Source organism: Sphingobacterium olei (assembly GCF_005048855.1).
Classification (GTDB): domain Bacteria; phylum Bacteroidota; class Bacteroidia; order Sphingobacteriales; family Sphingobacteriaceae; genus Sphingobacterium; species Sphingobacterium olei.
On the sequence record NZ_SUME01000011.1, the window covers coordinates 64175 to 77627 of the forward strand.

A 13453-nucleotide genomic window follows, 5' to 3' on the forward strand; every position below is an offset into this window, starting at 1 on the left:
CTATTTAAAAAAATATTGATGTATATGAACAGATTAATAATAAACATAATATCGCTATTCTGCGTATTGTTGCTATTAGAGGCATGCGATAAAACGGGGAATTTTCCCGGAGCGCAGGTCAACCCACATATTGCTATTTATGATTTGCGGAGTTTTTATAAGGATGCGGATTATTCGTTGACAGTAGAATCCATGCTGGGAGCGAACGGCATCACTGGCATCGTCGTCTCCGACCATAGCGGTCAGAATCTCCCTGCCGGATTATTAATGGTACAGGATAAGATGCGTTTAAACGAACTGAGAGGAATTGCCGTTAATATTGGAACAGATGCAACAAAATATGTTCCGGGAGATTCGGTGACAGTTGATCTAGCGGGAGGCGTACTGACGCGTGTCGACGGGATTTTACAAGTAACAGGTCTGGATGGTTCGATAGTTACCAAAATTGCTTCAGATAGACCAATCGCCGTCAACAGAGTTCCCAGTAGTTATATTTTAGCGGACCCGGACAAATACGAAAGTACGGAATTGGTAATTGTAAAAGGTGGATTTGATCCGATACCGAACCCTACCGATACATACAGCGGAGACAGGCTCGTCAATGACGGCTTTGGTAACTTTGTTTTGCATACGGAACCAAACGCCAGCTTTGCCAACGACCCTCTTCCGGGGATGGCGAATTTCTTTGGGGTAGTCGCCTACAACAAAGACAATAGCGGGAATTTCAAACCGCATTTACGTATTCGCCGACCCGAAGACATTACAGTGTTGAGTTCTTCGATTATACGTTCGCCCATCGTGATTTCAGGGTATATCGGTGACGTACAGGGTACAGATTTGGACGGTGAGTATATGCAGTTTCTGGCGACAGAGGACATCGACTTTTCAGTGACACCATTCTCCGTTGTAACCCACAACACCAGTTCCGGTTATCAACCAACCGGCGTGCCGCTAAAAGGCTGGGCCACCGGTGGCCGACGTTCCTACAAATTTGATCTTACCAGTGGTACAGTTAACAAAGGAGAATATTTCTATGTAGGTAACTCTTCCAAGTTGGTCAATGGAGTAGGATCCGCTTCTATAGCACATGGTAAATGGATCGTGTCTAGGGTGACCGGCTCTATACCGGGCGATGGTATCGGTGATGTAAGTACCGACTTATTCCTCAACGCAACCAGCGCATTTACAGATGCTATCGCTGTATTCGAAGGAACAACCGTAGATGCGTATTCCGTCCCCATTGATGTTATCGTGACAGGTTACAATGGTGCTATCTTGAATATAGCACAAGAAGCCGGTTTACGTATAGCCAATACAGATTGGTACGACATCATCAATCCGGTTACGTTGCAAGAGCAGCCTTTTTACAAACAAGGAGCCAATACCATTTACCTGACCCGAAAAGGAGCTGGTTATTTTTATAAACTGGGTGGAGAATACAATGTCCGCTTAGGACGATGGGTAAAGGCACGGATGGATAGGGCGATGCTTTTATCACTACAATCGACATTAGAAGAGTTGGAAACAGAGTTTCCGCTAGCGGATGGTACATCCGAAGGTTGGCTGCCAACGAAAGCCGTAGAATAGAATATGCATAAGAAGGAATAGGAATCTCCGACAAAAGTATTTTGTCGGAGATTTCATAAATGATTCAAATCAAATGAAGCAACCGCTGTTTTTTATCTTTTTATTATCCGTATATCTAATTGATTTAAGAGAGACTTACGCCCAAAAAGGAAACTCATTAAATATTATGTCCTTTAATATCCGGATGAATTATCAAGACGACGGTATCAATAACTGGGAACATCGGCGCGTCTATATGACCGACTTTATCAAACGCTATCAGCCAGACTTGCTTGGAATACAAGAGGCCTATTATCCCCAATATGTGGACATGAAAGACCTGCTTCCTGATTATGATTCTTTCGGTCCGGTAGAGGGCAGACAGGGAGCCGAATCGGTTGCTGCATTCTATCGAAAAAATCAGTTAACATGTCTCGATTCAGGAACATTCTGGCTCTCGGAAACACCAGAAGAACAAAGTGTGGGATGGGATGCCAATTTGAGAAGAACGGTTACCTGGGGAGCATTCCAGATCAAGTCCAATGGCCAGAAGGTTTATTTGTTCGTTACCCATTTCGATCATAAAGGAAAAAAAGCCATAGAAGAAAGCGCCAAGCTCCTATTACAAAAGATTGAGGACATAGCGGGAGATAACCAGGCTTTTATTACTGGAGATTTCAATTTTACGGAAGAAAGCCCTTACTATAAGATACTCACCACCAAGCAGGACATAACAAAACCACTCTATGATACGAGTAAACTTGCCCAAAACTACCTTGGCCCCGCTTGGACGTTACATAACTTTGGATTGATGCCTATAGAAAAACGATCAAAAATTGATTACATTTTCTCGAATAAAAGAATTCCTGTAGTCCGTTTTGAGAATATCGATGAACACCGAGGAGATCTCTATCCATCAGATCACAATCCTCTGATGATCACGGTAAAAATTGAACCTTGATCCATAAGGTAAGTACTTCTTAGATTTATCAGATTCGTAGGTTTTACGGATAGTCTAATCAATTTAATTTATTAGATTTATAACCTATGCAATCATCAATCGTATACCTCGACTACAATGCGACGACACCAGTTGATAACCGAGTGTTAAATAAAATGTTACCCTACTTCAGCTCCCAATACGCCAATCCAAGTAGCCCACATCTTTTTGGTATAGAGGTATTGGAGCAAATAGAGTGTGCCCAACAAGACTTAGCCCATCTTATCGGGTGCGGGCCTTCCGAGCTTATCTACACCTCCGGTGCCACGGAAGCTATTAATCTTGCCTTAAAAGGAATAGAAAATCAAAATCGCAGGCATATCATATGTGCATCCACTGAACATACAGCCGTATTGGACTCTTGCAGTTTTATGGAAAAAAATGGGTATACCGTGACCTATCTTCCCGTGTCCAAGGATGGAGTTATTAATTTAGATCTTCTCAAAAACAGCCTTCGATCAGACACCTTATTGGTCTGTATTATGTTGGTGAATAACGAAACCGGTGTAATACAGGATATAGAAAGCATTGCAGGTATCGTACATCGGTCAAGTGCCTTGTTATTATGTGACGCAACCCAAGCCGTGGGAAAAATCCCAATAGATGTAAACAAATTAGGTATTGATTTAATGCCGCTGTCTGCACATAAATTCTGCGGCCCGAAAGGTATAGGTGCATTGTATGTCAACGCGAATGTACCGAGGTTAACCCCTCTTCTACATGGCGGACAACAACAAGGTGGGATCAGAAGCGGCACATTGAACGTTCCCGGAATTATCGCGCTGGGAGAAGCTGCCAATATAGCCCAAAAAGAAATGGTTATCGAAACGGAACAAATTAAATCTTTGCGAGACTACTTGGAAAGCGCATTGCTGGAAATTGAGGATGTCTTTATTAATGGCTTTTCGGCCACAAGAATCCATAATACATCTAATGTCTGCTTCCCGGGAGTAATTGCACAACAACTTATTCTATCACTCGGTAATATTGCTGTTTCTAACGGATCCGCTTGTTCCGCGATAACCAACAAACCTTCCCATGTACTACAAGCAATGGGACTGGAAAACCTTTATAGTCTGAGTTCTATACGCTTTAGTTTGGGAAGGTTTACGACAGTCGATGAAATTAGCTATACTATCGAAACTGTTAAAAAACTCGTTAACAAATTGAGACAATAGCAACCTTACTCGTTATGTCCCTGATTATTTTTAATAGGAAATACATGAAGAATCTGCGGAAATAGCACTTTCATATTTTCTTTGACCGCATTTGTAGATCCGGGAAATGTCAGCACTAACATACCGTCCGCAAATCCTGCGACAGCTCTGGACAACATAGCAGTTTGAACAAATTGCTGTCCATATTGTCTTGCTATTTCCATCACTCCCGGCAACTGTTTAGTTAATAGGGGCAAAATAGCCTCCGGTGTAACATCCCTATCTGAAACACCAGTCCCGCCAGTATATACAAGGATATCAACACCAGCCTGCCGAGAAGCTCTTAATTGATTTTGAATGGCCGCAATATCATCTGGAACGACTTCAAACTTGAGGACTTCAATGCCCTGCTCTTCCAACAGCTCTTTTAATAGTAACCCGGAACGATCCTGTTTTTCACCTGCAAAAACAGAATCGCTGCAAACGACCACTGCAGCGCGAATAGCTCGTTCCTTTGCGACATGACCATGATCACTTTTACCTCCCGATTTATGTAATAAACGGATGGAACCAATTTCGATATTTTTGTCGATGGGTTTCAGCATATCGTATAGTACTAATGCCGCGACAGAAGCACCATGCATGGCCTCGACTTCTACGCCAGTTTTATAAATGGTATGAACGGTCACTGTAATCACGATCGAAAGACCTTCGATGTGAAAATCCACCGCCGCATATTCAATAGGTAATGGATGACAGTCAGGAATAATATCGCTTGTTTTTTTAATGGCCAATAAAGTGGCCGCTCGGGCAAACTCATATACATTTCCTTTAGGAACTTGACCGGCTTTTATTGCTTCGATTGTTATTTCACTGGAAGTGAGCACGGATGCTGTAGCAATACCTTTACGCAAGGTACACTGCTTATGCGTAATGTCGACCATCTTAATTATTTTGTTTCCACTGATATGTATCGTCTTCGAATACTTCTTTCCCCCAAATAGGAAGTTCTTTTTTGATTTGCTCAACAAGTTCCTGACAGGCATTTTGGGCATCAGCACGATGTTTAGAAGACACAAATACAAAGAGGCAAAGTTGTCCTGCATACACTTCACCAAGGCTGTGGTATACATGCATACAGGTTAAATCGTACTTGGAAAAAAGTGCCTCCCGTATACCATCCATCTTGGTCAAGGCCATATCTTCATAAGCTGTATAAACGATAGATGTCACTCTCTGCTCATTTATTTCATCTGCCCTTATCTGGCCCAAAAATATTTCATGGGCTCCGATGTTCTTTTTATGGCTATGTTTTGCTATGCTTTCAGCAATTTGTTCTGGCAATATTGCCCCTTGTACAAATATATTTTTCATATTATTCTGCTTTCTTATAATTTAAATAATGTACGATCCCGCCTACCAGATGACTAATTCTTCTATTTTTCCCAAAGTGTTCTTTCAGATACTGAGCAGCATGCATACTGCGCTGCCCGCTTTGACAAACTACAATAATATGCCTTGCCGATAATTCATTTATCCGCTGGGATAAAGTAGATAATGGTATCCCTTGGTGCACTAAAGGAAACGGTGGTTCTTCATATAGCTCGCGTACATCAAGCAAACACACTTCAGGATTGTGAAGGTATGTTTCTATTTCCCGTGGGTGTATTCCGTCGATAGGATCTTCACTCCTATAGCGGTGAGCGTCGTCTACATCCTGCTGGCTGTCTAAAGACTCGATATCCGGTATATGAAAGTCTGCACGATGCGTGATCTCCAGAATCATGGATTGGTAATTTAGCACATTCCAGGTCATTAATTTATTTACAAGAGGATCACCGAGCCCCGTAATCAACTTAATCACTTCCGTCGCCTGTATAAGACCAATTATTCCAGGCAGCACGCCCAGCACACCATTTTCTGAACAATTAGGCGCTTCATTTGCATTGGGGATTTCGGGAAATAGATCCCTGTAATTGCAGGCAGTACCTTGTTCATCCGACACATTGAATATGGCCACCTGGCCTTCGTATTGATATATAGCGGCGAAAACAAGTGGTTTTTGCAGTACAACGCAGTAGTCGTTCAATACATAGCGAGCCTCGAAATTATCAGTACAATCCACAATGATATCATACTGCTGCAAAATTTTACCTGCATTACTTTTACTGAGTCGGGCGGGATGCTCGATGATCTCAATGGAAGGGTTATTTAGTCGAAGTTGTTCTGCAGCTACTTTAGTCTTTAATTGCCCTACCGAAGCGGTGGGATAAATCGTTTGCCGTTGGAGGTTACTTAATTGAATGGTATCAAAATCCATGACACCAATATACCCTACTCCCGATGCTGTTAAATATTGCAGTACAGGACAACCCAGGCCGCCCGCTCCCACCACCAACACTTTGGATGTCGCTAGTTTTTCCTGTGCCACATGGCCAAACCCAGGCAAGGTATAATGTCTTTCGTAACGAGGATCCCAATTCATCTTAACCTCCGGAATAAGGGGGTAAAAGTGCCACTGTATCTTGATCCTGCAATTTCACCAAAGTGTTTGTTATCTTTCCGTTGACAGCGACAGCTATTTTACGATCGGCCATCCCCGGAAATTGTTGTATGAGAACATCCACTAAGGCTTTTGTATCTGAAGCTTCCACAAAAAATTCACTCTCCATAACGTCTAACAGTGGTCCAAATGCACGTACTTTAATTTTCATCAGTATAAATTTATTCAAGGCGATGTAGCTATGATGGCTTCATCTGTTGTTTTTATTTAATTAATTACCGTAATGCCTATAAAACCCACCTTAAGCCGAAGTAAAGAGTAGTTTGTAGGCCGCCAGTACCAACACGGTTGCTAAAACGTATTTTAATATTTCCTGGTTAAATTTTTTAGATCCTAAATAAGCTCCCAGTAAGCCTCCTGTGAATGCAACCACAATATATAAAATCATATTGGAAGTCAACGAAATTCCTTGTGTTAGCATGCCGCCCAACCCGGCTAGCGAATTTACAAAAATAAAGGCAGCGCTAATAGCCGCAGTTTGTTTTTGGTTGGTCCATAACAACAAAATCAAAATGGGTGAAAGTATGATCCCTCCGCCAATTCCAATCATTCCAGACAGCAAGCCTATGATCGTTCCCAAAAGAATCGAGATCCACTTTATGGGTCTAACCAAACGGTCATCCCCTACATTCCTAAAAAAGAAAAAGCGGATGATGGGCAGCAGTAACAAAATACCTAGTATTTTTTTATAGATGTAATCGTCAATGGACAACATACCACCTAAAAATGCAAAGGGTATCGAAGCAAGTGCTATGGGAATAAAAATATCCCTCTTAAAATGATGCCCGCGATAATATTGAATAAAAGAGGTAAGCGACACAAATAAATTCAAAAAGAGTGCAGTAGGTTTCATTTCTTGGGGGGCTATGCCATACAACGCCATCAAAGCCAAATAACCACTTGCCCCACCATGTCCGACCGCTGCGTACAAAAAAGCAACGATAAATAAGATAAGATAAAATAATTCGGTTTCCATAGCCTTTAGGACAATAAGATTACCTGTACTACGTCCCCCACTTTAGCCCCCGCTGATGCCTCTTCCAAGACAAGCAAACAATTGGCTTGGGCATAGGACTGCAAGCGATAAGACTCTTGTGCATGTAACGGCGATACCTTACCATCTTTTAAATGTGCTTTAATAAAATAGGTCAAGCCGACATTTTTACTGTAATCAGCTGTCGTAATGGCCGAAATAGTCGTCAATGAATCAGGCCTTTGCATGATCTGATCGATGGCAGGCAGTACGTACAAATACAAACAGGTTAACGCGGAAGAAGGATTTCCGGGTAAACCGAACACCATTTTCCCTTCCTTTGTTCCAAAAAAAAGCGGTTTCCCGGGCTTCTGTTTCACCTTATGAAAGTGTGGTTGCACCCCTTCTCTTAACGCGGTTTGAACGACAAAATCATACTCACCGACACTCACACCGCCCACCAACAAGACCATATCCGACTCCTGCAATGCTTCCGCCAGTACAGCTTTCAATTTATCTGGATCATCTTGGGAGTGGTATACGTTAACCGCTACAACTCCAGCTTTTTTTAAAGCGGCATGAAGCTGCAACGAATTAGACTCATAAACTTGTCCAAAAGAGAGTGGTTTGCCGAGTTCTTGCAGTTCGTCACCGGTCAAAATGATGGCAATTTTCGGGGGTTCAAAAATCAGGACTTCTTGGCATCCTATTCCCGCCAGAAATCCAATAGCGGCAGGTGTCATTAAAGTGCCTGCTGCAAGGGCTAATGTCCCCTTCTGAGCTTCACTTCCTTTTTGCCGCACATTCGAACCCATTGCAAGATGATCATCTGTGATCGTTATCCAATCGCCGTCACGCTTCACCTTCTCCTGCATGACGACCGTATCTGCATCCTCCGGCAACGGGGCCCCTGTAAAAATACGTATAGCATTTCCAGATATCAATTTTTCAACAAACGGCTGTCCAGCACGCATCTCGCCTACCACATTCAAGGTTTTAAGCCTGTCTTCGAACTTGATGGCATAGCCGTCCATAGCCGACTGTCTAAAATGCGGAATATCGAGGTTTGATACAATGGACTCTGCGACGGTATATCCGCCGGCATTTCTTATATTTCTAATTCCCTTGGATCCATTTGTACAATTGTTTTTAATAATCTCCCGTGCTACAGACACAGAAACCATTTGATGCCATAAATGATTTAAGTCTTTTGGTCTGTCAATATCAACACCCCCTAGATCAAATGGAATGGTAGCCAGGTCATCGTTATGTTGTTCCACTATTTTTTTAGCACCCTGATCACCATGAAGTGTAAGCAACATCTCAAAATATGATTTGCTAAAAAGGACAGGAACACCTACTGTGTCCGCATAGGTCGAAGCTACTATTCCTTTACCTATCTCAGACTGGCGCACGAATAATTGGGTGAAGTTTTCTTCGGATATATACGGTTGATCGCATACAGAGAAGATACAACTCTTTACACCGGGATTTTCAATCAATAGCTGTGTTATTCCTCTATTAATGGAAGATGCCATTCCTGTTGACCAATCCGTATTATAACAGACAGCTACATCCTTTCCTGCAAGTGTTGCGGTAATCTCTTCAGCATGCGCCCCAACAACAACGACAACACGTGCAGGCTGACTTGCTAAAGCTTGCTCTACAACATGCATTAATAATGTTTTTCCCTGATACTCCAGAAGTTGTTTAGCGGTTCCCAGTCGTGAGGAACTACCGGCAGCTAAAATTATTATTCCTGTATCCTTCATTACCCTCCAATGGTTATCATGCTTCTATTTTCGAGTTTATCGGCATCTATCTGCATATAGTCTTTCTCCAATTGTCCACCCAAAGCATACGCCTTTGACGTTATATTAGCCTCTATAAGTGGTATTATTGGTTCCCCTCGACGAAAGGCACTTAATAAATCAGTCTCCTGGGTAGAAAATAGACAATTTTTTAATTTTCCATCGGCTGTCAGTCGGATACGGTTACAGCCTGCACAAAATGGTTCACTCATCGTACTGATTACGGCAAAGGATCCTTGGTGGCCTGCTATTCCGAATCGTTTGGCGGTATCATGTATATCCCCTATTTGTGCATGAATAGTATAGCGCCGTTGAATCACTTCCTTTATTTCATTTAATGTAAATACCTGATTACTGGTCCATTTATTACCGCTAAAAGGCATAAATTCAATAAAGCGTACTTCCAAAGGTAATTCTTTTGTAAGGCCAACGAAATCCAAAATTTCATCGTCATTCAATCCTTTCATCACGACGACATTTAGTTTACAGGGAATACCTTCGTTTAATAAGAGATCAATATTTGAGCGGACTTTTTCAAAGAGATTACGCCCCGTTATTTTGTGAAACTTCTGTGCGTTAAGAGTATCTAAGCTAATGTTTATGCTGCTAAAATTTGCGGCTTTGATCATGGGTAATAAGGCATCTGTACGCACACCGTTGGTTGTACACGTAAGTTGAACCGGCAACGGCGCTAAGCCCGCCAAAATTTTATCGGCATCCTTTCTAACGAAGGGCTCTCCACCTGTAAGGCGTATCTTAGTGATTCCCTGTTCTACGAATGTCTGGGCAATTTCTACAATCTCATGGGGCTGCATTAGCTTTGAAGGCGGTGCAAATGCGTACTCTTGCTCAGGCATACAGTAAAAACAACGCAAATTACAATTGTCGGTAAGCGATATGCGGAGATAGGTATGTTGGCGGCCAAATTTGTCAAAAAGCATAGTTATAATTAAATAATTGGAATATTCTGGTGCATCTTTTCGGTCCGGTTTCGAAGCGAGTTTAATGATCGCTGCTGAAGTACGGATTTTATTTCGGCCGTTATGGCAAGTGCAATCTCTGCAGATGTTTCTGCACCAATATCTAATCCCACTGGCCCATACATCTTGCTTAATTGTTTTTCACCTAGCACAAGGTCTTCCCTTTGTAATTCATCTACCATGCGTTGAAAACGTTTTTTAGGTCCCAATAGCCCGATATACACACAGTTGCTTGTGGCAAGTTGTTTTAATATTGCTTTGTCATAGTTATAATTATGTGACATCAGCACTACGGCCGTGTATTCATCGGTGGTGACATATTGCTGGAAAGCGTCCGAAGAAGCAACTACTATCTGTTTGGCGTAAGGGAATCGTCTGTCTGTCGCGTGGCTATTACGTCCGTCGACGATACAGACATCCCAGCCGATAAGGGAAGCTATTTGGGCTAATGGCTGTGCATCGTTGCCGGCTCCCACAAGCACAAGCTGAATTGTAGGCAAGCAATATTCCAATAGCACTTCGTATGTTGTCTGATTCCGCTCTATTGCCGAGCGTAAGCTCCGTTGACGCTCAAACACCTGTTGGATGGAATTGGTTAACTCGGATATGGAGACAAGGTTATTTTCTTTTAGCATCACTTCGTTCCCTACCTGTACACAACATGTCCCCAGTTGTTCAGCATGACGATCTAAGGAACACACCGTGACTACCGCAGAAGCGATACGTTTATCAAGAAGCTTTTCTAATAATGCAATGGGATTTTGCGGGTTGGTTGGATCAATGTATTCAAATAGGATATGAACAACACCATTACAACCTAACTGTATTGCCATGCTCAAATCATCATCCTTAGAGGTATCATAAGTCACCAATTTATTGGTACGCTGGTTCAGCGCTAGCATTGCCCTACGGAGCGCATCACCTTCTAAACAGCCTCCACTAATAGCTCCTGTCATTTCACCATATTCCGACACCAGCATCCGTGCACCAGGCATACGATACGACGACCCATCTACCTTTACCACAGTAGCTAAAACAGTCCTGGTATGGATCTGTTCGGCTTGGCGGTACGCTTCAATAATGCCCCGTAATTCACTCATCGTACAACTCTATATTAATTTCAAAATAATATACATAAATTTATTATCTAAAATCAAAACATTCATTTTAATTTTAACCTACTATCGTATCCGGCGTAATTGGCAGATTGCGCAATCTTTTGCCTGTCGCATGATAAATTGCATTAGCAATAGCGGCAGCTGTACCTATTATACCGACTTCGCCCAAACCTTTGGCACCTGTGGGATTAATATAGGGATCGGGCTTACCTATAAAATGCACATCAATCATTGGGGCATCTGCATTTACTGGAAAATGATAGCCCGCTAAGTCGTCCCCTATCAATCCACCTATTTTAGCATCAATCAGTTTTTCCTCCATCAATGCCATTCCAATTCCGCCGACTGCGGCACCTGACATTTGATTGGCAGCAGCTTTTTCGTTCACTATTTTGCCGCCATCGGCAATACATACTAATTTTTCGATCTTGACCTTACCTGTCTTAACATTCACCCGAACTTGACAAAAATGAGCTGCAGAGGAACAGAACGCATATTTTTTACGCTCTTCTCCCGGTCCAGAAGTTGCTTCCACCACTACATTATCCAGCTTATTTTGTTCCCACAAGTCGGCGTAAGTGACTGTTTCATTTGGATTTTCTTTCCGTGAAATCCCTTTTCCGGACAAGAGAATGGCATCGGGAGAAAGATTTCTAAAATCGATGTTGATTAAAGCCGCGTACTCGGCAAGTTTTAATTTCAATGCATTAGAAGCTTCTACGATGGCTCCACTTACGGACGACATCCCTGTACTGCCTCCTTGACTTGGCGCTGGAGGCAGGCTTGAATTACCCAGCTCAACCGTAATTTTATCTTGCGGAATTCCTGTCGTTTCATGAGCAATATTTTTCATCCCTGTACCTGTTCCGGTACCAATGTCTGTCATAGCCGTTTGAACGATAATACGTCCATCTGCCAACATTTTAATAGCTGCACTCGTTTTATTTCTTCCCGCGTTCCACATCCCCACAGCCATACCATACCCGATTTGCCAATCGCCATCTTTCATTGAATTAGGCATTGGACTTCGATTGTCCCAACCAATGTGTTTTGCCCCTATACTGATGCATTCCAACAGATAATTGGACGACCATGGTAGTTTATTTTCTGGATGGTGTGTAGCTGCAATATTTTTGGATCGCAAGTCTACAGGATCCATTTTCAGCTTATAGCTTAATTCATCAATGGCACATTCAATGGCGAAATCACCTGTGCAATCGCCTGGTCCACGCATCCAAGTTGCAGCACTTAGATTGAGCGGCACGAGTGCATCTTCCGTTTTTAAATTGTCAAAGTTGTAGATCAGGCGTGTAACACGCGTAATTTGATCCGAAAAACGTTCATAGAGCGAAGTTTCATTTTTAGCCTGATGATGTATTCCCAAAAATTTTCCAGATGCATCTGCCCCGAGCTTGATTTTTTGCCAAGAAGCTGGACGGTACCCCGTACCGGTAAACATCTGAGGTCTGGTCAACATCAGTTTGACAGGCCGACTAACCTGTTTCGCCGCCATTACCGTTGCCAATACATGTGGCCATACGCGCAGACCAGAACCAAATCCACCGCCGACGAATTCGCTCACAACCTCCAGATTTTCTTTCTCTAAGTTAAATAAAGGGGCAATCACCTGCTGTACATTATTGACGCCCTGTGTTTTATCATAAAGTTTTAAATGACGTTCACCTGTCCACTCCGCAATAGTGGCATGCATTTCCATAGGGTTATGCACTTCCGACTTGATGTTATATTCCTCTTCTATCACATACGGTGCATTACGCCATGAATCGATTTGACCCCGCTCCCTACCCGCCTCCTGTAGGGGAATATTGTGGTGCACGGCATCAAAATCAACTTGGAAACTCGCCGTATTATATTCTACCTCGATCAGCGTGGCGGCGTAGGTAGCATCTTCGAGTGTCTCTGCTATAACTAGCGCTATTGGCTGACCTTTAAAATAGATTTTATCGGTATGAAAAATAGGTAGGCCAAAGCGAGATTGTTTTATTAAATCCTCCGTTGCAAAACCGGGAACATTCGGCTTTTGAAGATGTGTAACAAAGCCAACGACCCCCTTCACCTGTTGCGCTTTTGTTAAATCAATATTTTTTATCGAACCGCTCGGGATCGTACTGTCTACTAAAATGCCGTAACAAAGATTATCAACTTTGTATTCCGCGGCATATTTACCTCCACCCGTCACTTTATCTACTGCCTCCACACGGCCTTCCGGTATTACTTTATTCTGTTTATCGAAGAATCTCATTCTCTATTTTTTTATAGCAAAC

At 42.5% G+C, this 13453-nt stretch carries 12 protein-coding genes; 3 read left to right on the forward strand and 9 right to left on the reverse strand.

Annotated elements, in window-relative coordinates:
* Window positions 1–24 precede the first annotated feature (24 nt).
* The 3 genes from FAZ15_RS20330 to FAZ15_RS20340 all read left to right on the forward strand — a co-directional run bounded on the left by FAZ15_RS20330 (window position 25) and on the right by FAZ15_RS20340 (window position 3744).
* On the forward strand, window positions 25–1587 hold the full coding sequence (locus FAZ15_RS20330; protein WP_136903207.1) for a DUF5689 domain-containing protein: 1563 nt from the start codon (window positions 25–27) through the stop codon (window positions 1585–1587).
* A 166-nt stretch (window positions 1588–1753) separates the two neighbouring features.
* Window positions 1754–2527 (forward strand): endonuclease/exonuclease/phosphatase family protein, encoded by a 774-nt coding sequence (locus FAZ15_RS20335; protein WP_262709323.1) that lies wholly within the window; start codon window positions 1754–1756, stop codon window positions 2525–2527.
* Between the two features lie 86 nt (window positions 2528–2613).
* Window positions 2614–3744, forward strand: a complete 1131-nt coding sequence (locus FAZ15_RS20340; RefSeq protein WP_136903209.1) for a cysteine desulfurase family protein — start codon at window positions 2614–2616, stop codon at window positions 3742–3744.
* Between the two features lie 5 nt (window positions 3745–3749).
* Here FAZ15_RS20340 and moaCB read toward each other — a convergent pair whose 3' ends face one another.
* The 9 genes from moaCB to FAZ15_RS20385 form a co-directional block, all read right to left on the reverse strand.
* Window positions 3750–4667: a bifunctional molybdenum cofactor biosynthesis protein MoaC/MoaB gene (gene moaCB / locus FAZ15_RS20345; RefSeq protein ID WP_238387328.1), complete on the reverse strand. Its 918-nt coding sequence runs from the start codon at window positions 4665–4667 to the stop codon at window positions 3750–3752.
* A gap of 1 nt (window position 4668) precedes the next feature.
* Window positions 4669–5097 carry a molybdenum cofactor biosynthesis protein MoaE gene (locus tag FAZ15_RS20350; protein ID WP_136903211.1) on the reverse strand — a complete coding sequence of 143 codons (429 nt, stop codon included), beginning with the start codon at window positions 5095–5097 and terminating at the stop codon, window positions 4669–4671.
* A gap of 1 nt (window position 5098) precedes the next feature.
* Window positions 5099–6208, reverse strand: a complete 1110-nt coding sequence (locus FAZ15_RS20355; protein ID WP_136903212.1) for a HesA/MoeB/ThiF family protein — start codon at window positions 6206–6208, stop codon at window positions 5099–5101.
* A gap of 1 nt (window position 6209) precedes the next feature.
* Window positions 6210–6437: a MoaD/ThiS family protein gene (locus tag FAZ15_RS20360; RefSeq protein WP_136903213.1), complete on the reverse strand. Its 228-nt coding sequence runs from the start codon at window positions 6435–6437 to the stop codon at window positions 6210–6212.
* Window positions 6438–6527: 90 nt separating this feature from the next.
* On the reverse strand, window positions 6528–7262 hold the full coding sequence (locus FAZ15_RS20365) for a sulfite exporter TauE/SafE family protein (RefSeq protein ID WP_136903214.1): 735 nt from the start codon (window positions 7260–7262) through the stop codon (window positions 6528–6530).
* 5 nt (window positions 7263–7267) lie between these two features.
* Window positions 7268–9031 carry an NTP transferase domain-containing protein gene (locus tag FAZ15_RS20370; RefSeq protein ID WP_136903215.1) on the reverse strand — a complete coding sequence of 588 codons (1764 nt, stop codon included), beginning with the start codon at window positions 9029–9031 and terminating at the stop codon, window positions 7268–7270.
* Window positions 9031–10011 (reverse strand): GTP 3',8-cyclase MoaA, encoded by a 981-nt coding sequence (gene moaA, locus FAZ15_RS20375; protein WP_136903216.1) that lies wholly within the window; start codon window positions 10009–10011, stop codon window positions 9031–9033. Before moaA ends, FAZ15_RS20370 begins: the two co-directional genes overlap by 1 nt.
* An 8-nt stretch (window positions 10012–10019) precedes the next feature.
* Window positions 10020–11150: an XdhC family protein gene (locus FAZ15_RS20380; RefSeq protein WP_136903217.1), complete on the reverse strand. Its 1131-nt coding sequence runs from the start codon at window positions 11148–11150 to the stop codon at window positions 10020–10022.
* A gap of 73 nt (window positions 11151–11223) precedes the next feature.
* Complete coding sequence (locus FAZ15_RS20385) at window positions 11224–13431, reverse strand: xanthine dehydrogenase family protein molybdopterin-binding subunit (RefSeq protein ID WP_136903218.1); 2208 nt, start codon at window positions 13429–13431, stop codon at window positions 11224–11226.
* Between the last annotated feature and the right edge of the window lie 22 nt (window positions 13432–13453).

Bases quoted from the DNA above. Each gene is read 5' to 3' on its own strand.
- FAZ15_RS20330 (WP_136903207.1), top strand. From the start codon at position 25: ATGAACAGATTAATAATAAACATAATATCGCTATTCTGCGTATTGTTG.
- FAZ15_RS20335 (WP_262709323.1), top strand. From the start codon at position 1,754: ATGTCCTTTAATATCCGGATGAATTATCAAGACGACGGTATCAATAAC.
- FAZ15_RS20340 (WP_136903209.1), top strand. From the start codon at position 2,614: ATGCAATCATCAATCGTATACCTCGACTACAATGCGACGACACCAGTT.
- moaCB (WP_238387328.1), bottom strand. From the start codon at position 4,667: ATGGTCGACATTACGCATAAGCAGTGTACCTTGCGTAAAGGTATTGCT.
- FAZ15_RS20350 (WP_136903211.1), bottom strand. From the start codon at position 5,097: ATGAAAAATATATTTGTACAAGGGGCAATATTGCCAGAACAAATTGCT.
- FAZ15_RS20355 (WP_136903212.1), bottom strand. From the start codon at position 6,208: ATGAATTGGGATCCTCGTTACGAAAGACATTATACCTTGCCTGGGTTT.
- FAZ15_RS20360 (WP_136903213.1), bottom strand. From the start codon at position 6,437: ATGAAAATTAAAGTACGTGCATTTGGACCACTGTTAGACGTTATGGAG.
- FAZ15_RS20365 (WP_136903214.1), bottom strand. From the start codon at position 7,262: ATGGAAACCGAATTATTTTATCTTATCTTATTTATCGTTGCTTTTTTG.
- FAZ15_RS20370 (WP_136903215.1), bottom strand. From the start codon at position 9,031: ATGAAGGATACAGGAATAATAATTTTAGCTGCCGGTAGTTCCTCACGA.
- moaA (WP_136903216.1), bottom strand. From the start codon at position 10,011: ATGCTTTTTGACAAATTTGGCCGCCAACATACCTATCTCCGCATATCG.
- FAZ15_RS20380 (WP_136903217.1), bottom strand. From the start codon at position 11,150: ATGAGTGAATTACGGGGCATTATTGAAGCGTACCGCCAAGCCGAACAG.
- FAZ15_RS20385 (WP_136903218.1), bottom strand. From the start codon at position 13,431: ATGAGATTCTTCGATAAACAGAATAAAGTAATACCGGAAGGCCGTGTG.